11 protein-coding genes are annotated in these 19,483 nt (G+C 74.2%); 5 read left to right on the forward strand and 6 right to left on the reverse strand.

What is annotated here, in order from left to right:
* Positions 1-4: 4 nt before the first annotated feature.
* The 3 genes from trmB to ACFYY2_RS17655 form a co-directional block, all read right to left on the reverse strand.
* Positions 5-883 carry a tRNA (guanosine(46)-N7)-methyltransferase TrmB gene (gene trmB / locus ACFYY2_RS17645; RefSeq protein ID WP_388743373.1) on the reverse strand — a complete coding sequence of 293 codons (879 nt, stop codon included), beginning with the start codon at positions 881-883 and terminating at the stop codon, positions 5-7.
* Complete coding sequence (lhgO, locus tag ACFYY2_RS17650) at positions 876-2,132, reverse strand: L-2-hydroxyglutarate oxidase (RefSeq protein WP_388743376.1); 1,257 nt, start codon at positions 2,130-2,132, stop codon at positions 876-878. The genes trmB and lhgO overlap by 8 nt, the downstream gene beginning before the upstream one ends.
* Before the next feature lie 124 nt (positions 2,133-2,256).
* Positions 2,257-3,756 (reverse strand): sporulation protein, encoded by a 1,500-nt coding sequence (locus ACFYY2_RS17655; protein WP_388743379.1) that lies wholly within the window; start codon positions 3,754-3,756, stop codon positions 2,257-2,259.
* 940 nt (positions 3,757-4,696) lie between these two features.
* On the opposite strand from ACFYY2_RS17655, the gene ACFYY2_RS17660 reads away from it, so the two are divergent.
* The gene (locus tag ACFYY2_RS17660) at positions 4,697-6,808 is read left to right on the forward strand and encodes an asparagine synthase-related protein (protein ID WP_388743382.1); all 2,112 of its coding nucleotides are present in this window, start codon (positions 4,697-4,699) and stop codon (positions 6,806-6,808) included.
* Between the two features lie 86 nt (positions 6,809-6,894).
* Complete coding sequence (locus tag ACFYY2_RS17665) at positions 6,895-10,149, forward strand: ATP-binding protein (protein WP_388743385.1); 3,255 nt, start codon at positions 6,895-6,897, stop codon at positions 10,147-10,149.
* Here ACFYY2_RS17665 and ACFYY2_RS17670 read toward each other — a convergent pair.
* Together ACFYY2_RS17670 and ACFYY2_RS17675 are read right to left on the reverse strand one after the other, a co-directional pair.
* On the reverse strand, positions 10,136-12,160 hold the full coding sequence (locus ACFYY2_RS17670; RefSeq protein WP_388743387.1) for a sigma-70 family RNA polymerase sigma factor: 2,025 nt from the start codon (positions 12,158-12,160) through the stop codon (positions 10,136-10,138). The genes ACFYY2_RS17665 and ACFYY2_RS17670 overlap by 14 nt on opposite strands.
* A gap of 291 nt (positions 12,161-12,451) precedes the next feature.
* Entirely contained in the window at positions 12,452-13,255 is an 804-nt protein-coding gene (locus ACFYY2_RS17675; RefSeq protein ID WP_388743390.1) for a TetR/AcrR family transcriptional regulator, read from the reverse strand.
* Positions 13,256-13,593: 338 nt separating this feature from the next.
* Here ACFYY2_RS17675 and ACFYY2_RS17680 point away from each other — a divergent pair, with 338 nt between their 5' ends.
* On the forward strand, positions 13,594-15,027 hold the full coding sequence (locus ACFYY2_RS17680) for an NAD(P)/FAD-dependent oxidoreductase (protein ID WP_388743392.1): 1,434 nt from the start codon (positions 13,594-13,596) through the stop codon (positions 15,025-15,027).
* 335 nt (positions 15,028-15,362) lie between these two features.
* Positions 15,363-17,018 (forward strand): SpoIIE family protein phosphatase, encoded by a 1,656-nt coding sequence (locus tag ACFYY2_RS17685; RefSeq protein ID WP_388743395.1) that lies wholly within the window; start codon positions 15,363-15,365, stop codon positions 17,016-17,018.
* Between the two features lie 7 nt (positions 17,019-17,025).
* Here the strand turns inward: ACFYY2_RS17685 and ACFYY2_RS17690 are convergent, their stop codons facing one another.
* Positions 17,026-18,324, reverse strand: a complete 1,299-nt coding sequence (locus ACFYY2_RS17690) for an MFS transporter (RefSeq protein WP_388743438.1) — start codon at positions 18,322-18,324, stop codon at positions 17,026-17,028.
* A gap of 142 nt (positions 18,325-18,466) precedes the next feature.
* On the opposite strand from ACFYY2_RS17690, the gene ACFYY2_RS17695 reads away from it, so the two are divergent.
* Positions 18,467-19,024, forward strand: a complete 558-nt coding sequence (locus tag ACFYY2_RS17695) for a MarR family transcriptional regulator (protein WP_329039445.1) — start codon at positions 18,467-18,469, stop codon at positions 19,022-19,024.
* Positions 19,025-19,483 lie beyond the last annotated feature (459 nt).

Below are 19,483 nucleotides of genomic sequence, written 5' to 3' on the forward strand. Positions count from 1 at the left end.
CCGGTCAGCGACGGGTGAACAGCACGTCGTGCACCACGTGTCCCTTGTCCAGGCCCTGTCCCTCGAAGCGGGTCAGCGGCCGGAAGGCCGGCCGGGGCGCGAAACCGCCGTCCGCCTGCGTGTTCTCGTACAGGGGATGGGCCGTCAGGACGTCCAGCATCTGCTCGGCGTAGGGCTCCCAGTCCGTCGCGCAGTGCACGAGCGCGCCGGGCTTCAGGGAGACCGCCACCAGGTCGAGGAACTCCGGCTGGATCAGCCGCCGCTTGTGGTGCCGCTTCTTGGGCCAGGGGTCGGGGAAGTACACCCGGAGCCCGTCCAGGGCGGCGGGCTCCAGCATCTCGCGGAGCAGGATGATCGCGTCGCCGTTGGCGACCCGGACGTTGGACACCCCCGCCCGGTCGGCGAGTCCGAGCAGATTGCCCTGCCCCGGCGTGTGGACGTCGACGGCGAGGATTCCGGTCGTGGGGTCGTCGGCCGCCATCTGCGCCGTGGCCTCACCCATGCCGAAGCCGATCTCCAGGACCACCGGGAGGCCGTCGAACAGCGTGGGGAGGTCGATGACGCTCTTGCCGTCGATGTCCAGGCCCCACGTCGGCCACAGGCGCTGGAGGGCTTCCTCCTGGCCGGTCGTCACCCGGCTGCGGCGCGGTTGGAAGCTGCGGATCCGGCGCTCGTGGTGCGAGCCCGCCGGGTCGGCGGCGGGACCGCCGGGGAAGCGGGGTTCCTGGCGCAGCCTCCGCTGGCGTTCGAAGGAGGCGGCGCGCCGCGCCTCGGCGTCGGCGACCGTCTCCGGTGCGGCGGCGGGGACGGCCTCCGGCGGGACGCCGGGCGTCTCCGGGGCGGGGCCGGGCGTCTCTGGGGTGGGGTTCACAGGCTCAGACACAATGACCCGATTCTACGGCGGGCGGCGTCCAGCCCGTCGCGCGTGCCCGCAGCAGGGCCCGTCGCGCCACCTCCCTCCCGATGGGCAGGCAGGCGGTGGCAGCGGGGGACGGGGCGTTCAGCACGTGCACCGTGTGCGGGGCGTCCCGGATCAGGAAGTCGTCCACGAGCGTGCCGTCCCGCAGGACCGCCTGGGCCCGGACGCCGGCCGGCGACGGGCGCAGGTCGGCCTCCGTCACCTCGGGCAGCAGCCGCTGGACGGCCCGGGTGAACGCGCTCTTCGAGAGGGATCTGTGGACCTCGCCCGCGCCGTACCGCCAGTGCCTGCGAGCGATCCGCCAGGAGCCCGGCCACGCCAGGGTGGCGGCCAGCTCGCGTGGACGGACGACCGTGCGGCCGTATCCCTCGCGGGCGAGTGCCGGCACCGCGTTGGGGCCGACGTGGACCGTGCCGTCGATGCCCCGGGTCAGATGCACCCCGAGGAAGGGGAACGCCGGATCGGGCACCGGATAGACGAGTCCGCGCACCAGCTCGGGCCGGGTCAGCTCGTAGTACTCGCCGCGGAAGGGCACGATGCGCGCGCCCGGGTCGTCACCGGCGAGAGCGGCCACCCGGTCGCTGTGCAGCCCCGCGCAGTTGACGAGGACGCGGGCCCTGACCACCTGGCCGTCCGCCGTGCGCACCGCCACGCCCCAGGAGCGCCGGTCGACGGCGACGACCTCCGCGCCGTACCTGACCTGTCCGCCCGCGGCGCCCGCCTCCGCGGCGAGGCGGACGGCGACCGCGGTGAAGTCGCACACCCCCGTCGTGCCCACCCGGATCGCCGCGAGGCCGCGCACCCGCGGCTCGTGCTCCGCGATCTGGGCGGGTCCGAGCTCCCGGACCGGCAGCCCGTGCGCCCGGCCGCGCTGCACCAGCGCGTGCAGCCGGGGCAGCTCGTCGCTGCCGGTCGCCACGATGAGCTTGCCCGTCACCGCGTGCGGGATGCCGTGCTCCGTGCAGAAGTCGATCAGCTCGGCGGCCCCGCGCACCGCGTAGCGCGCCTTGAGCGAGCCCGGCGGGTAGTAGATGCCGCTGTGGATCACCCCGCTGTTGCGCCCGGTCTGATGGCGCGCGGGACCCCACTCCTTCTCCAGCACCGTGACCCGGGTGCCGGGCGCGGTGCGCGTGATCGCGTACGCGGTCGACAGACCCACGATTCCGCCACCGATCACCAGCACGTCGCAGTCGTACGCCGCGTGCGTCGTCATCACGCCACCTCCCACCCCGATAGTGCACTGACCCACTGACAACGGGCTCAAACCAGGGGCGGCGGGGGCGTGGCGCGCAGGTGCGCCACAGGGGCGGGCATACCGGGACGATCCCGGCCCGCCCTCACACCGGTGTGACGAGAAGCGGACGGGCCCTCTCGCGCAGCTCGGCCACGCGGGGCTCGTCCCCGTACGGCTCCAGGCGGTGCAGGAGGTCGCGCACGTATTCGGTGGTGCGCGCCGACGAGATGCGCCCGGCCACCTCGACCGCGCGGGTGCCGGCCGCGCAGGCGGCGTCGAGGTTGCCCGACTCCAGCTCGGCGACGGCGGACACGACGAGGCGCAGCCCGTGCGAGCGGACGAACTCGTCGGTGGGCCGCGACAGGGCCTGCTCGGTGAAGCGGCGGACCTGGCGGGGCGCCTTGAGGTCGCGGTAGCACTCGGCGGCGTCGGCGGCGAACCGGTCGTAGGAGTAGAAGCCGAGCCAGGACGGATCGGAGTCCCCGGTCCTGGACCGCTCGAGCCAGCTCTCGGCCGCCCTGAGCGCGGCCCCGGCGGCGGGTGCGTCGCCCGCCTTGGCGTGGGCGCGCGCCTCGACCAGCCGGAAGAAGCTCATGGTCCGGGCGGTGGCGAGGCCGCGGTTGCGCTCCACGGCGGCCTGCGCGAGGTCGACGCCCTCGTCGGCGAAGCCCCGGTAGGTCGCCTGGAGGGACATGGACGCCAGGACGTATCCCCCCAGGGGCACGTCGGCGGCGGCGCGGGCCAGGCGCAGCGCCTGGATGTAGTAGCGCTGGGCGGCCTCCTGCTGGCCGGTGTCGAAGGCCATCCACCCGGCGAGCCTGGTCAGTTCGGCGGAGGCGCCGAAGAGGGCCCGGCCCACCTCGTCGCTGTAGGAGCCCAGCAGGAGCGGTGCGGCGTCGACGCGTAAGCACTCCGGGACCATCGAGGAACGCCAGTCGCCGCCGCCGTACTTGGAGTCCCAGCGGCGTGCGTCCTGGGCTGCCTCGCGCAGCTTGGTGACGTCGCTGTGGCCGACGCGCAGCGGTGAGACGCCGGGTGCGGAGTCCGGTCCCGGCTGGACGGGCACTCCGCCCCCCTGCGCCCCGGGTGCGCCCTCGGGGGCGAGAATCGAGGCCTGGGCGGCAGTCGAGTCCCGGGCCACCGACGGGTCGGCGGGCGTTATGAGCCACCGGGAGGCGGGGGTCGCGTAGGCGCTCACCGCGAAGGAGCCCGCCAGTGACTGCCAGATGCCTCCGCCGCCCCTGCGCCCCGCGAGATCCAGCCGGTAGAGGTCCGTCGCGGAACGCACCGCCTCCCCCACGTCGCGGGGGAAGGCGAGGCCCACCTCCGGCGCCGGATCGGCGTCCGCCAGCCCGATCTCGTGCAGCGGGACCGGGCGGCCGAGTTTGGCGCCTATCGCCGCCGCGATCAGGTGGGGCGCCGCGCCCTGCGGCACCATGCCCTTGGCGACCCAGCGGGCCACCGAGGTCTTGTCGTAGCGAAGTGTCAGACCGCGCTGTGCTCCGAGGTCGTTGACCCGCCGGGCGAGGCCGGCGTTGCTGATTCCCGCGAGGGCGAGAACCGTGCCGAGCTTCTCGTTCGGCCCGCGTTGCTCCCTGGACATGAGCCACCCCTCGACACACAGACGGCCGCCGCGTCACCGGTCGGGCGCGCGGCATTCGTACCGTGTTCTCCCCAGGTGCGGTCCCGGGCACTCCGGCCGCACACGCATTTGGCCAGGCCCCGTGGAATATGCCGCCCCGTCGAGAACATCGGTACACCCAGCGTAGTTCGCCGCATCCCCACCGTTAAGGGGCAGACCTCCGTATGGCGGGAATGGTGTGCGTGCGACAGGGGGCGTCGCCGCCGTGCTCCTGGTGTGTGGCCGTGCGCCCGGCCGTGCGCTCTCGCCCGGCCGAATCGCAAGCGCTTCGATGGGTCCTGCGTGGGTCGGCCCGCTGAACTGGACTCGGTGGGCTGGGGGAATCCGCCGCCCCAATCCCCGCGGGCGGCGAACCGGTCCGGGAGGTGACGAACACCTCCCGGACTGTGCGCCGCACGGTGGTTCGGGGGAGCGGACGTGCGGGCCGGCGCACCGGGGGGATGCGCCGGCCCGCACGTCCACGTGCTCCGGGGAGCCGGTCCGGGGTCGCGTCGCGGGCCCGCCCGCCGGTGCACAGGGTGCCCATGGGGGCGCCCCGTGGGCTGTGCGCGGTGCCCAGGACGCGGTGAAACGCGCGGTCCTCCCGCCTCCGGAGAATGGCCGAATCACAACGGTCGCACGGGGCCGTCGGAGGCGGCCCGAGTATGGCCGGATCCCGGTGGTTCCGCCCCCGGCCCCGGCGCTGCCCGCCTCCCGGACCGGTGGCCGCACCTCCCGGAGCCGCCCGCACCGTCGCGACGGGATCGCCCGAGCCGCGGCCGGGCCTTTGCCAGGGGCGCATGCGCATCCGTTGTGCGCCGCCCGTACCCCCTCCGGGGCGCCGTTGTCGTGGCAGCATGTCCCGCGACGGCGTTCCCCGTGTCCTGGTACGCCGGTTCGTCCACAGCCTGTGGAGGCGGCGATGCGTTGGTTGGTGGGGTGGAGCAGTATCGCCGCGAGCTTCGGCACGGTGGGCGCGGTCGGCCACCACGGGGAGGGCAGCACCGTCCACCCGGTCGGCTCCCAACTCCTGTGGGGTGACCCGGATCCGCTGTGGGCCGTGGGCGACTGGCGGCCCGACGAGATCCGCGTCATCACCGTCGCGACCCCCGAGGGCGCGCCCACCGCACGGCTCGCCGTCCTCGGCTGCTGCGGCGCCACCGACGAGCAGTTGCGGGTCGGACTGCTGGCCGCCCGCGGCGGGGCACTGCGCCACCTCACGGCCTGGTCGGGGAGTTACACGGCCGTCGTGCAGGTCGGGCGGCGCATCACCGTCGCCGGAGACCTCGCCGGGGCGCGCCCCGTCTTCCACACTCCCTGGGCCAACGGCACCGCGTACGCCACGGCCGCCCTCCCCCTCGCCGACCTCATCGAGGCGCAGCTCGACATCGGCCACCTGGCCGCGCTGCTGGCCTGCCCGGAGACCCCGGAGGCACTGGGCGACGGCACCCCGTACGAAGGGGTCAGGCGGATCCCGCCGGGCCACGCCCTGATCCTCCGGGAGGGCTCGCGCGAGATCACCGGCTACGAGGCGGTGGCCTCACTCGCGGTGGCCGCCCCGCAGACCGACCCGGTGAGAGCGGTGGAGGGCGTGCGGGACGCGCTCGTCGACGCCGTGCGCGCCCGGCTGACCGCCCCGCGCCACGCCCCGGAGACCCTGCCGCCCGACCCGGGGCCCGTCCCCGGAATGGGGCCCGCGGACCGTCGCGCGGCGCGCGGGGCGCCGGTACCCGGCATCGGCTCGGACCTCTCGGGCGGCAGCGCCTCCGCCACCCTCGCGCTGCTCGCCGCCGGGCTGCCGGGACTGCCCGGCACCCTGCTGGGCCACGGCACCGGAGCGGGTGAACGGCTCCTCGCCGTCACCTTCAACGACCTCTCCGCGCAGGGCCGCGAGGACGAGATGGAGCGCGCCCGCGCCATCGCCGCCAACCCGCGGCTGCACCACGTCGTCGTCGCGGCGGGCGAGGAGGCCCTGCCCTACGCGTCGCTGGAGACCGGGCCGCTCACCGACGAGCCCGCGCCCTCCCTCGTCGTCGCCGAACGCCACCGGAGACGGCTCGCCGCGGGCAGCGCGGACCACTTCGTCGGCCACGGCGCCCGTCAGGTGCTGGACGCGCACCCCGCCCGGCTGGCCGACCTGCTCATGGACCGGCGCAGACGCCACATCCTGCGGCCCGTCGCCGCGCTCGCCAAGGCCGAAGGGCCCTCCGCGCACTCTCTGTTCGTCCCGCTGGCCGTCTACCGGGCCGCCCGCCGGCTGGCCAGGACGTCGTACCGCACCGGCCTGGAGACGGCCGCGTCCCTGCTGCCGGAGGCCAACCGCGACACCGCCGGGTTCGACACCCCGGCCGACGCCTCGCTCGCCTCCCTCACCTGGTCGCGGCCCGGTCCCGCCGCGCGCTGGCTCACGGGCGAGGCACTCGCGGAAGTATCGGTTCGCCTTCAGGAGGCGGCCTTCCGGCCCGCTTCGGTCCAGCGCCCCGGGGAGGCCCGCGCCCGCGCTGCGCTCGCCCGGCACGCGGCCGGCCAGCGGATCCTGGAGCAGGCCGCCGAGATCCGCAGCCAGCGGCTGCACGCCCCCTTCCTCGACAACCAGGTCGTACGGGCCGCCCGCGCCCTTCCCGAATCGCTGCGGGTGCAGCCGGGCGCGAGGGCCGCGATCCTGCGCCGGGTGCTCGCGGGCGCCGGCATCCACGAGCTGCCGCCCGGCTGGGGCACCCCGTCCCAGGCCACCTCGACCGCGGCGGGACGGCTCGGGCTGCGCGCGGCCCTGCCGGACCTGATCGCCCTCTTCGACGCGCCGCTGCTCGCCGACGCGGGCCTGATCGAGGCGCGCGTCGTACGCAAGGCCCTCCGCGCCGCGTCCGAGGGCGAGCCCCTTCCGCTGGACGGCCTGGCCGAGCTGGCGTCCACGGAGCTGTGGCTGCGCCGCCTGGTCACGCGCCGGGGCACCTGCTGGACGGGCACGGCGGCACCGCGCCAACGAGCGGTGGCCGGCGGTGTGGTCCCGGCGCGCCGGACACTGCAGCCCTGAAGCGCGGGAGCGGCTGCCGCCCGGCGGAGCCGCGGCCGACCGCCCACTGACGAACGTACGGACGGCCGCCGGGACACAATGGCCCGGTGCGGTACCTGATCCTGGGCGTCACCGAGGCGCGCGACGAGCACGGCGGAGCCCTGCCGGTCGGCGGCGCGCGGCTGCGCGCCCTGCTCGCGGCGCTCGCGCTGCGGGCCGGCCGCCCCGCGTCCGTCGCCGCGCTCATCGACGACGTGTGGGCCGACGAGCCGCCGCTGGACGCGCCCGCCGCCCTCCAGGCCCTCGTCGGACGGCTGCGCCGCGCCCTCGGCCGGGAGGCGGTCACGGCCGCTCCCGGCGGCTACCGGCTGGACGCGGGGCCGGACGACGTCGACCTCCACGTATTCGAACGCCTCGTCCGGCAGGGCTCCGCGGAGCTCGCCTCCGGCAGGCCCGAGGCCGCCGCCGACACCCTGCGCGGTGCGCTCGCCCTGTGGCGCGGCCCCGCCCTCGCCGATCTCCCCGGGGACGAGGCCGGGCGCAGGGCGGAGGCCCACCGGCTCACCGCGCTCCAGCAGCGCATCGAGGCCGACCTCGGCCGCGGCGCCACGGCGGGGCTCGTCCCCGAACTCAGGGAGCTCACGGCCGCCCACCCGTACGACGAGCGGCTCCGCGCGCAACTGCTGCGCGGTCTGCGCGCCGAGGGCCGGCAGGCCGACGCGCTCGTCGCGTACGAGGAGGCGCGCAGGGCCCTCGCCGACGGTCTCGGCACCGATCCGGGGCCGGAACTCGGCGCGCTGCACCGAGAGCTCCTCGACGCCGGCGGACCGGCCGGGCGGGTCCCGGACGATCCGCCCCCCGACGAGGGCAACATCCGGCCCCGGCTCACCTCCTTCGTCGGCCGTGAGCCCGAACTCCGCCTCATCCGCTCCGACCTGTCCCGCTCCCGGCTGGTCACGCTCACGGGTCCCGGTGGTTCGGGCAAGACCAGGCTCGCCGAGGAGTCCGCGGCCGGGCAGGGAGCCTGGATCGCCGAACTCGCCCCGCTCGACGACCCCTCGGCAGTCCCCGGCGCCGTGCTCTCGGCGCTCGGCCTGCGCGAGACGGCCCTGCTCGGCGGCTCGCGCGACGGGCCCGCCGTGCCGCAGGACCCGACCGGGCGGCTGGTCGAGCACCTGTCCCACCGGTCACGTCAGCGCCCCTTCCTGCTCGTGCTCGACAACTGCGAACACGTCATCGACGCCGCCGCGGCCCTCGCCGAGACACTCCTCACCCGGTGCCCCGGCCTGCGCGTCCTCGCCACCAGCCGCGAGCCGCTGGGCGTGCCGGGTGAGACGGTCCGCCCGGTCGGCCCCCTGCCACCGGACCCCGCCCACCGTCTCTTCGCCGAGCGGGCCCGCGCCGTGCGGCCGGACTTCGCCCCGGACACCGGGGCGGGCGGTGACCCGGAAGCCGTGGCGGAGATCTGCCGCGGGCTCGACGGGCTCCCGCTCGCCATCGAACTCGCCGCCGCCCGCCTCCGGCTGCTCACCCCACGCCAGATCGCCGACCGCCTCGACGACCGCTTCCGGCTGCTCACCAGCGGCAGCCGCACCGTGCTGCCCCGGCAGCAGACGCTGCGAGCGGTCGTGGACTGGTCCTGGGACCTGCTGTCACCGGACGAGCGGACCGTGCTGAGGCAGGTCTCGGTCTTCGCGGGCGGGTGGGACCTGACCGCGGCCGAAGCGGTGGCCGGTCCCGGCGCCGCCGCCCTGCTGGGCGCACTGGTCGACAAGTCACTCGTGGTCGCCACCCCCACCGGCGGCGCCATGCGCTACCGCCTGCTGGAGACCATCCACGAGTACGCCGCCGAACGCGCCGACGAGACCCCCGGCGTCCGCGACGCCGCGGCCGGGGCCCACACGGCGTACTTCCTCGCGCTGGCCGAGGAGGCCGACGGCCTCCTGCGCTCCGAGGGCCAGCTCCCGTGGATCGAACGCCTGGAGACGGACCTCGACAACATCCGCGCCGTTCTCCACCGCACGGTCGTCGTCCGCCCCTGCGAACCGGTGGCGATGCGCCTGGTGCTCGCCATGGGGTGGTTCTGGTGGCTGCGCAACTTCCGTATCGAGGGCACGTCCTGGACCGAACGCGTCTCGGCGCTCGGAGAGGACCCGCCCGACGAGACCGATCCCCGCTACTGGCCGCGGATGCACCTGCACATGCTGCGGTTCCTCCTCGCCATGGAGAACCGGCCGACCGACAGCATCAACGAGGACGTGGAGCTCCTCGCCCTGATCGGCAGGGTGACCGAGGTCTTCGGCGCCTGCGGCCCGGAGGCCGCCCGGTTCCCCGGACTGCTCTGGCCGATGACGCTGTACATGCGGCGCGAGTACACACCCCGCGTGCACGCGCACTTCGACGCTGCCGTCGCCAACACCCGGGCATACGGCGGCGACTGGGAGTACGGCGTCACGCTGATGTTCCGCACCCACATGCTCGTCGACACCCCCCTCGGCATGAACGGCATCGACGGGGACCTCGCCGAGCTGCGCGTCCTCAGCCGCCGCAACGGAGACCGGTACCTGCGCGCCCAGGTCGCCTCCGCCGCGGCGGAGGCGGACATGATGCGGGGGAGGTACGCCGAGGCGCGGGCCGACTACCGGGAGGCGCTGCTACTGGCCCGCGAGGTCGGCGCCCACGCCGAGACGCCGTTCCTGCTGGGGCGCCTCGCCGAACTCTCCTACCGGACGGGTGACCTCGACGCCGCGAGGAAGGGCCTGGACGAGGCGGAGGCCGAGGCCGAGCGCCGGCAGGTCCTGGACGCCAGGGCCTACGTGGGGTTCCTGCGCGCCTCGATCGCGCTCACCGCGGGCGAGGTCGCGGAGGCCCGCCGGCAGATCGACTCCGTGAACTGCGGGGAGTCGTACGGCAATCCGCCCCCGCAGTTCGCGGCCGCGGTCCTCGGGCTCTCCGCCCGCATCAGTGTGTTCGAGCCGGAGGCCGGACCCGAGGCCGGGCTGCGCGGGGTGACCGAGGCGCTCCGCCTCGCCGTGGAAGCCGAGTGCGCGGAGGTGGTCACAGCACACCTGGCCGAGGCCGCCGGAAGCATCCTGCCGAAGGTCGGCCGGCACGCCACCGCGGTACGCCTCTTCGCGGCGTCCGACACCTGGCGGGCGTACGGGCCCCGCTCCGCGGTGGAGGAGGCCGAGGTCGGGGCCGCGCTGGAGGCCCTGCGCGAACGGCTGGGCGAGCGGGCCTACGAAGCGGAGCGCGCGGCCGGGCGGGGGATGACCCCCAGGGACGCCATCGCGCTGCTGACGGGCGCCGCCGACGAGACAGGCCGGGGCACGTCCGCGACTCCGCCGGTCAGCGGCAGCTGATCCGGGACTCCGCCCAGTCGGCGAGGGCCACCCCGCCGAGGGCCCCCGAGGGTTCCACGACGAGCCGGATGCTCTCCCGCCCCTGGATGCCGACGCTCGCCGTGACCGCGGGATCCCCGCCCCGCATCACCGGTGACCGCCACAGCCGTGCCCCCGCACCGTCGTAGACGGAGAAGCGCACCGCGCCGAGTCCGAGGGTCAGGTCGTCGACCCCGACGGCCGCGTCGTAGCGGGTGCACGTCCGGTTGAGCCGCACGGTGACCGATGAGAGGGAGGGGGCGGTCACACCGTGCGCGTAGGACGTGGACGAGATGGACAGCCCGTCGCGCTGCCAGAACACCCCGGTGCTCCCGCGCAGCACGATCTCGGGCCCCGTGTGGTCCCCGAGGACGGAGTACGCCAGGCGGTTCACCCGGTAGACCTCCGGCGCGGGCGGTGCCGGCTGCTCCGGTGCGGGCTCCGGCGGTTCGGGCGACGGCGGCGCCGGGGTGGGTTTCGCGGGAGTCGGCGCCGGGGCCGGAGCGGGTGCCCGGGGCGGTGTCGGGTCCGGCTCCGGGACGGGCGGCGGTTCGGGCGCCGCCGGGGCGGGCCGGGACGGCGGCGGGGCGGGCTTCGGCTTCGGTTCCGGCGCCGGCGGGGGAGCGGGCACCGGCGCGGCGGGTGCGGCCGCCGGCGGCTTCGCCACGGGACGCTCCTCCGGTGCCCGGTCGTCGCCGGACAGGGCCCACACCAGCCCGGCGGCCGCCGCCACGGCCACCGCGGCGGCGATCCCGGCCTTCACCGGGGCGCCGAGTCCTTCCGACACGGCGGCCCCGCCCGCCGCACCGCTGCCCGACGCGCCGCCCGTGGCCGCGGCGGCCGCTCCCGCGCCGGCGGCCCCCACCGCACCGCCGGCGGCGATGCCCGCCGCCTTGACGGCGTAGCCCGCGGCGAACCATCCGATGACCGCGACCGGCAGCAGCGCCGGAATCCCTGCGTTCACACGGTCGAGCTCACCCGCGGCGACCCGGCACCTGGCGCACTCGTCCAGGTGCTTGCGCAGCCCGCGTTCGGCGCGGGTCCGCAGCCCGCCCCGGGCGTGTGCGCCGAGCCGGTCGGCGTACTGCGCGCAGTCACCGCCGGCCGTCAGGGACTGGCTCACGTGCGCCTGCAGGTAGGCCTGCCTGAGCCCCTCGCGGGCCCGTACGGCCAGGACCGCGGTGGCGTTGGCCGTCAGGCCGAACAGCGGGGCGACCTCGCTCGGGGACTCCTCCTCCACCGTGGTGTGCCACAGCACCGCCTGCCAGCGCTCCGGCAGGCTGCGGAACGCCTGCATGGCCATCGACCTGTCGGCCTCGTGCATGGCGAGCACGTCCGCCCCGAGGTCGAGGGTGTCGGCCTCGGACAGCTCGCTGGAGCGGGTGGCCTGAGCGGCGAACACGGCGAAGTCGTCGACCAGGTGCTCGCGCTTCGCGCTCTTCGTCCAGGCGGCCGCCACATGCCGGACCGCGGTCATGAGGTAGGCCCGGACGGCCTCCCGCGGCCCCTTGCCGCCGCGCACCGCCTGCAGGGTCCTGGCGAACACCTCGGCCGTCAGGTCGTCCGCGGTGTGGGCGTCCCGGCAGCACGTACGGGCGTAGCGGCGCACCGCTCCCGAATGCCGCCGGAACAACTCCTCGTACGCCGCGTCGTCCCCCGCGCGCATGCCCTGGACCAACTGGGCGTCGGACGGACCGAGATCGGCGGAGCCCGCCCGGCCCTCGCGCTGCAGGGGCACGGCGTACGCGGGGGTGGTCCCCGCTCCCGCTCCGGGCTCCGGCGGTCCGGCCTCCTCGACGGGCGACCAGGGGCCGGGGAGCACCGTGCCGCCCCCTGCCGAGTCCCCGGACCGGCCCCGGCCGGCCGGACCCGGCGGCTGGCTCGGCACATGACCGGGCGCCGGGCCGTCGGTGCCCGTCCCGCCGCCCCCGCCGCCCCCGCCGGCGGCGGCGCTACCGTCGGCCGGCTCTTCCTGCTGCGCGTCACCGCTCATCGCGAAGCCCCCGTATGCACCCTCGGACCCGAAATACCGGGGCCAGAGTGCCATAGCGCCACGCCGCGGCGGACCCTGAGCAGGGGCAACCACTCATCCGGGGTGTCTTCACCCCTGCGGGGGGCGTGACATCACTCCTACGGGGAACAAGCAGCGCCTTCCGAACCGCACTGACGTCCGGTCACAGCGAGTCCGCCCGCCACTGGTTCCGCCATCGGCCCCGGGACGACGTCCGGCCGGTGGAAGAGAGCTCCCGCCCGCCGGCCGGTGCGTGCGCCTGTGCCCCCGCGGTTACGCGGGGCGGGAGCGGAGCCCCTCCAGAAGGATGTCCAGCAGCCTGGCCGAGGCGGCCGCCTGGTGAGCGGGGTCCGGCAGTGCCGGCGCCGCCGTGGCGATGACCAGCAGCACGTCGGCCACCGTCACGTCACCGCGCAGCTCACCCGACTCGCGGGCCCGGTTCACCAGGCTCCCCACGACGTCGAGCAGCTCGGCCACACCCGGGTCGTCGTCGAGGGTCTCCTCCGCCGCCGGGTGCTGCTCGACCACCCGGAGACCGGGCTGGCCCGGCACCTGCCGCTGATGCGGGACGCGCGTGTCGCCGTCCGGCGCGGCCTGACCCGGTATCGACGCCGGTTCCTCGGGTCCCGCCCCGACCCGGAGCACCTGGGGCGGCAGCAGCCGCCCGGCCCCCGACGCCACCGAGGTCCGCAGGAAGCGGGAGAGCGCTGACCACGGCTCCTCCTCCTGCCCGAGGGCGGACCGCGCCTGATCGGTCAGCCGCGCGGTCTCCTCCTCGGCTATCCGGCGGACGAGCACGTCCTTGCTCGGGAAACGCCGGTAGACCGTGCCGACTCCGACCCGGGCCCGGCGGGCCACGTCCTCCATCGGGGCGCCGTAACCCAGTTCGCCGAACACCTCGCGCGCGGCGCGCAGGACGTGTTCGAGATTGCGCTGTGCGTCCACACGGAGCGGTGCCGAACGGGAGACGATCGCCGCCGTCCCGACCGCGCCGACCGCCGCCACCGAACTCAGCCGCCCATGACCCTCAGCGGTGGAGCCGACAGCACTCTGCCCATGCAAATCCTGAATGTGCATAACTTCCCCCGGTTATGACGTCTCCCCCCGGAGACTTCCCGCCCTGTCCGCCGGTGTGCGGACCTCAGTCCGATTCCGACACCCCGACGGGGTACGAACATAGTTGAGCCCGGGTCAATTCAGAAGGGGGTAGTTCCGCACGGAGCGCCCCCCGATCGGAGCAAGGACCGGGTCGGCCCCGATTCGCCCCCCGTGGGTCCGCCCGCCCGTCGTACCTGACCTGGGAAGCTGCGCGATCTCCGGCCTGCCGGGCACCGCCCCTTGATCCACGGGCTCCGGTCACACAATTTGCCGGGCCTGTGGACAAACTCCGGACTCCGTTGCGTCATGGGAAGGTGATGGCACCAGATTCCCGGGGCACGTCCCCCGGCACCCGGCCAAGTGTGCGCATTCTCGTCGTCGGCGGCGGCTACGTCGGGATGTACACCGCACTGCGTCTCCAGCGGAAGCTGCGGAGGAGACTCAAGAGCGGTGAGGCCGAGATCGTGGTGGTCACGCCCGAGCCCTACATGACCTACCAGCCCTTCCTGCCCGAGGCCGCCGCCGGATCGATCTCCCCCCGGCACGTCGTCGTGCCCCTGCGCAGGGTCCTCAAGGACTGCACGATCGTCATCGGCGAGGCCGAGCGGATCGATCACGCGAAGCGCACCGCGACGGTCACGACGCTCGCCACGGCGGACGACGGCACCGGCGCGGTCGAGATCCCGTACGACGAGATCGTCGTCGCCCCCGGATCCGTCTCGCGGACCCTGCCCATCCCGGGTCTCGCCGACTTCGGCATCGGCTTCAAGACCGTCGAGGAGGCCATCGGTCTGCGCAACCACGTCATCGAACAGATGGACATCGCCTCGGCCACCAGGGACCCCGCCGTCCGCGACGCCGCCCTCACCTTCGTCTTCGTGGGCGGCGGCTACGCCGGAGTCGAGGCGCTCGGCGAACTGGAGGACATGGCCCGCTACACCTCGCGGTACTACCACAACATCAAGCCCGCCGACCTGCGGTGGGTCCTCGTCGAGGCGACCGGGCGCATCCTGCCCGAGGTCGGCGAGGCGATGGGCAAGTACGCCGTCAGGGAGCTCCGCGGCCGCAACATCGACGTACGGCTCGAAACCCGCCTGGACAGCTGCGAGGGCCGCGTCGCCGTGCTCAGCGACGGATCGCGCTTCCCCACGCGCACGCTGGTGTGGACCGCCGGCGTCAAACCCGCGCCGCTCCTCGCGGCCACCGACCTGCCCCTCACCGAGCGCGGCCGGATCCGCTGCACCGCCGCGCTCGCCGTCGACGGGGCCCCGCACGCCTGGGCGGCGGGCGACGCCGCCGCCGTGCCGGACCTCACCTCGGCCGAACCGGGCACGGAGACCGCGCCGAACGCCCAGCACGCGGTGCGCCAGGCCAAGGTCCTCTCGGACAACATCCTCGCCACGCTCGCCGGCCGGCCCACCGAGGACTACCGGCACTCCTACGCGGGGTCCGTCGCCTCGCTCGGCCTGCACAAGGGCGTCGCGCACGTCTACGGCCGCAAGCTCAAGGGGTATCCGGCCTGGCTGATGCACCGCGCCTACCACCTCAGCCGCGTACCGACGTTCAACCGGAAGGCGCGGGTCCTCGCGGAGTGGACCCTGGCCGGACTGTTCAAACGCGAGATCGTCTCCCTCGGCTCGCTCGAACACCCGCGCGCCGAATTCGCCCTGGCCGCCGGCGGACACGCGCACCCCGCACCCCCCGAGGGCTCCCCGCCGAAGGACGAGGAGCCGCCCCGCACGTCCGGCTGAGCCCGGGTGACACGCGCACTGCCGGCCTGCCCGGACAACGTCCGCGGGCGGGCGGCCGCACCCCTTGCCGTACCCCAACTGACAGTACGGTCGGTCACACTGAGCGTGTGACCATAGGTGGGCCCGCACCTGCGCAGAGTGACCCGGCCGGTAGTCACCTACAGTGACCGGCAGCGACGACCGACAGCACGAAGAGCCCGGCTGCGTTTTCCCGGGAGCCCCGCCCCCGCACCTCCACCCGGCAGGCACGACCGCTTGCGGGGGGACGGTGCGGGAACAGCAGACGAAGCAGCTCGCCCGAGCGGACCAGACCGACACACGAGGCCAGAAATTCCGTGAACTTCACGCGCTGGAGCGCCCGCTTCCCCGGAACGCAGCGTCGAGCCGCCGCGCGGGACGACCGCAGTTCCGTACCCGCCGCCCGCGCGGAGTCCGCGCGGGCGGTGCCCGCGCCCCCGGAAGCCGCCCCGGAACCCGTCGCCCCCGCGCCGGGCCCCTCCCTGGAGGCCCTGTCCGCCGGTGCCCTGCTGGGGCGCCTGCCCGCCCCCGTCGCGCTGCTCCACGGCCCCGACCACCGCATCACCTACGTCAACGAGGCCTACACCACCGCCTTCGGCCCCCGGCCGTGCGGGACACCCGCGGCCGAGGCCATGCCGGAGCTCGCCGAGCTGAGCCTGCTGCCGCTCCTGGACCAGGTCCTGCGCAGCGGTACCTCGCGCACGGTCAAGTCGCGCAAGGTCCTGGCCGGCAGCTCGTACACCGTGACCTGCACCCCGGTCGCCGGAGGCGCCCCGGACGGGGAGCCGGGCGTCCTCGTCTACGCCACCGACGTCACCGACCACGCCGAGGCGGCGGCGCGGCTGCGATCCAGCGAACGCCGTCACCGCGAGACCGCCGTCACCCTCCAGCGCTCGCTGCTGCCGCAGGACCTCGAACAGCCGGACGACCTCCGGATCGCGGCCACCTACCAGCCGGGCGGCACGGACGCGGCGGTCGGCGGCGACTGGTACGACGTCATCACCCTCGGCGCCGGACGCACCGCCCTCGTCATCGGTGACGTGATGGGCCGGGGGGTGCGCGCCGCGGCCGTCATGGGGCAGCTGCGCACCGCGGTCCGCGCCTACGCCCGTCTCGACCTCCCGCCGCACGAGATCCTGCAGCTCCTCGACGTCATCGCCGCCGAGATCGACGCGAACCAGATCGCCACCTGCGTCTACGCCGTGCACGACCCCAACGAGGGGCACCTCGTCTACGCCTCCGCCGGGCACCTCCCCATCCTCGTGTGCGACGAGGACGGCACGGTCCACCGCGCGGAGGACCCCACCGGGCCACCGCTGGGCACGGGCGGCTGGATCCACACCTCGGGGACGATCGCGCTGCCGCCGGGTTCCACCGCTGTGCTCTACACGGACGGCCTGGTCGAACGCCGCAGCGAGGACATCGACGAAGGAGTCGCCTCCCTGGAACGCGCCCTGTCCGGGGCCAAGGGATCGCCCCAGGTGGTCTGCGACCGGCTGATCCGCGCACTCGGGGTGACCGCCGAGCACGACGACGACGTCGCCGTGCTCGTGGTCCAGCATCCCGCCCGCACGGGGACGAGCGCCGAGCTGTTCCACAACGCCTCGCTGGAGCTCCTCGGCGGCATCGAGGCGGCACCCAGGGCCCGCGCTTTCGCCTCCGGGGTCCTGGCCTCCTGGCGCTTCCCGGTCGAGCTCTGCGACCTGGGCGTCCTCGCCACGAGCGAACTCGTGGCGAACTCCCTCCAGCACGGCACCCCGCCGATGAGGCTCGGTCTGCGGCGGACCGACCGCCGGCTGATCATCGAGGTGACGGACGGGGACGACCACCTGCCGCGCCGCCGCCGGGCCGAGCCCGCCGACGAGGCGGGACGCGGCATCTCCATCATCGCGACCATCGCCTCGTCGTGGGGCAGCCGCCGTACCCCTGGGGGAGGCAAGGCGGTGTGGTGCGAATTCGCACTCCCCGGCTGAGCCCGCCTCAGCGCACGGCGGCCGCGGCCGGGGCGGCCTCGCCCTCGGGGATCGACACGGCGACCACCCGCGAAGGCTGCGCCGCGAGCGACGGATTGTCCTGTACGGGGGTGAGCCGACGGCCCAGCTTGAGGGCCAGCACGGTGATGCCCAGCGAGAACAGCACGAAGGTCACGATGTACGGCCCGTGCAGCGACGCCGCCAAAGGCCCGCCCACGGCCGGCCCGACCGCCAGGGCCAGCTGCTTGACCAGGGCGAACGCCGAGTTGTACTGACCGACCATGGACTCGGGGGCCAGATCGGCGACGAGCGGGGCGACGGTCGGCGACAGCATCGACTCCCCGAGCCCGAACAGGGCGTACGTCGAGATCATCGCGGCCGTCGCGATCGTCTGACTGCCGTGCCCGAGGCCCGCGTATCCCGCCACGATCCAGGCGAAGGCCCAGATCAGGCCCACGCCCGCGATGACCCGGCTGCGCCGCCGCCGCTCCACGACGCGGAGCACGACGAACTGCGCGGCGACGATGACGGCCGTGTTCGCCGCCAGCGCGAGACCCAGGGTGGACGGCTTGATCCCCGCCGCCTCAGTGCTGTAGGCCGCGAGTCCCGACTCGAACTGTCCGTAGCAGGCGAAGAAGATCACGAAGCCCAGGACGCACAGCTGCAGCATGGCCCGGTGGGAGAGCAGTACACGCAGCCCGGCCTTGGGCGCGGAGCCGCCGGCGGGCACGGCGTCGGTGATGGACGGAGCCCGGGGCATGCGCACGGTGGACGCGATCACGCCGAGGACCACGAACATCGCCGCCTCGATGAGGAACAGCACGGTGAAGCTCGCCGGACTGGTGACGTCCACCAGCTGTCCGCCGAGCAGGCCCCCGATTCCGAGGCCGAGGTTCTGCAGGAAGAACTGCATGGCGAAGGCGCGGGTGCGGGTGGAGGTGCTCGAGCACCACACCAGCATCGTCGAGAGCGCCGGCTGTATGACCGCGGTGCCGGCGCCCAGAAGCGCGGCGGACAGCACTGCGGACCACACGCTGCCGGAGACCCCGAGCGCGGCGGCACCCACGGCGGACGCACCGGCGGCGACGATCAGCACGGGCAGGGGCCCGCGCCGGTCGATGGCACGACCGGTGAACGGCAGTACGGCCAGTGCTGCCATGGCGAAGACAGCCAGTACGACACCTGCCGTACCGGCACCAAGATCCCGCACCTGCGCCACGTAGACGTACAGATACGGGACGGTGAACCCGAGACCGAACGCGCTCAGCGCGCTGCCCAGCTGGATCCGCCGCAGCGCTGCACCCATCTCCCTGGTCACACTCACCTACCTCAAGAGTTGAAGAACTTTGAAGAACACAGACTCATAGACTTTAACACTAAAGTTAGAGAGTGAACTCTACAGCTTGAAGGACTTCGACGGGCATGGAGAGCGTGCGATACTGCCCGCCATGTCTGAGACCACCGAGCAGCCCGAGCTCCAGGAGCCGAGCCTCGACGAGCAGATCGCGGCCTACCAGCGAGAGTTCCGCGACCTCGACCCGCAGGTCGAACAGATCGTGTCGGCGCTGGGCCGCCTGAACCGCCGGATGAACGTCGCCTACGGCAGACAGGTCGCGGCGCTGGGCATCAGCAACGCCGAGTGGGAGGTCCTCAAGACCCTGGTCCTGGCCGGCACGCCGTACCGCCTGGGACCGGGCGAGCTCGCCAAGCGCCTCGGTCTCACACCCGCGGCGATGACCCACCGCATCGACCGGATGGCCGGGGAGGGTCTCGTCACCCGGGACAGGGACGAGAACAACCGGGTGCGCGTCATCGTCGAACTGACCGACGAGGGTCGTACGAAGTGGCTCGAGGCGATGAGGATGGCGACGAGCTTCGAGGAGGACCTCCTCCAGGACCTCTCGGGCGACGAACGCGGAGCTCTGGGCGAGATACTCATCCGCCTCCTGCGCCGCGTGGAGCACGAGCAGCCCGACGCCGGCGGGCGTCTGACGGACCTGGACTGATCGTCCGGAGACGGGGTACAGGGAGGGGTTGACACGGACCTCCCGGATCCGTAAGGTTCTTCGAGTTGTCACGGAGTCGGTACGGATCCGGGGCAGCCGATCCCGCCGCGGATGCGGCAATCAAACTCTGCACAACCTCCCACCGGAGAGAATTTCGGCATGCCGGAATTCAATTCGACGGCTCGATTATGAGTCGCCGGGAGAATCCGCTAGAGTTTGAGCGTCGGAAGGGCCCAACGGCTCGGAGGACAAGCCCCGCTGACTGGGAATCAGGCCCGAGAGGATCTGATAGAGTCGGACTCGCCGGAAAGGGAAACGCGAAAGCGAAGAACTGGAAAGCGAAACAAGCAGTAGCCCGCTTCGGCCGGGAATCGGACACGAAAGAGTCTGATAGAGTCGGAAACGCAAGAACGAAGGGAAGCGCCCGGAGGGCCCCGGTGAAACGGGACCGAAGGAAGC

The organism is Streptomyces sp. NPDC001822 (assembly GCF_042892135.1).
Taxonomy (GTDB): domain Bacteria; phylum Actinomycetota; class Actinomycetes; order Streptomycetales; family Streptomycetaceae; genus Streptomyces.

Coding starts and splice junctions, on each gene's coding strand:
- ACFYY2_RS17670 (WP_388743387.1), bottom strand. CDS start 12,160: ATGAGCGGTGACGCGCAGCAGGAAGAGCCGGCCGACGGTAGCGCCGCC.
- ACFYY2_RS17680 (WP_388743392.1), top strand. CDS start 13,594: ATGGCACCAGATTCCCGGGGCACGTCCCCCGGCACCCGGCCAAGTGTG.
- ACFYY2_RS17695 (WP_329039445.1), top strand. CDS start 18,467: ATGTCTGAGACCACCGAGCAGCCCGAGCTCCAGGAGCCGAGCCTCGAC.
- ACFYY2_RS17675 (WP_388743390.1), bottom strand. CDS start 13,255: ATGCACATTCAGGATTTGCATGGGCAGAGTGCTGTCGGCTCCACCGCT.
- ACFYY2_RS17655 (WP_388743379.1), bottom strand. CDS start 3,756: ATGTCCAGGGAGCAACGCGGGCCGAACGAGAAGCTCGGCACGGTTCTC.
- lhgO (WP_388743376.1), bottom strand. CDS start 2,132: ATGACGACGCACGCGGCGTACGACTGCGACGTGCTGGTGATCGGTGGC.
- ACFYY2_RS17690 (WP_388743438.1), bottom strand. CDS start 18,324: ATGGGTGCAGCGCTGCGGCGGATCCAGCTGGGCAGCGCGCTGAGCGCG.
- ACFYY2_RS17660 (WP_388743382.1), top strand. CDS start 4,697: ATGCGTTGGTTGGTGGGGTGGAGCAGTATCGCCGCGAGCTTCGGCACG.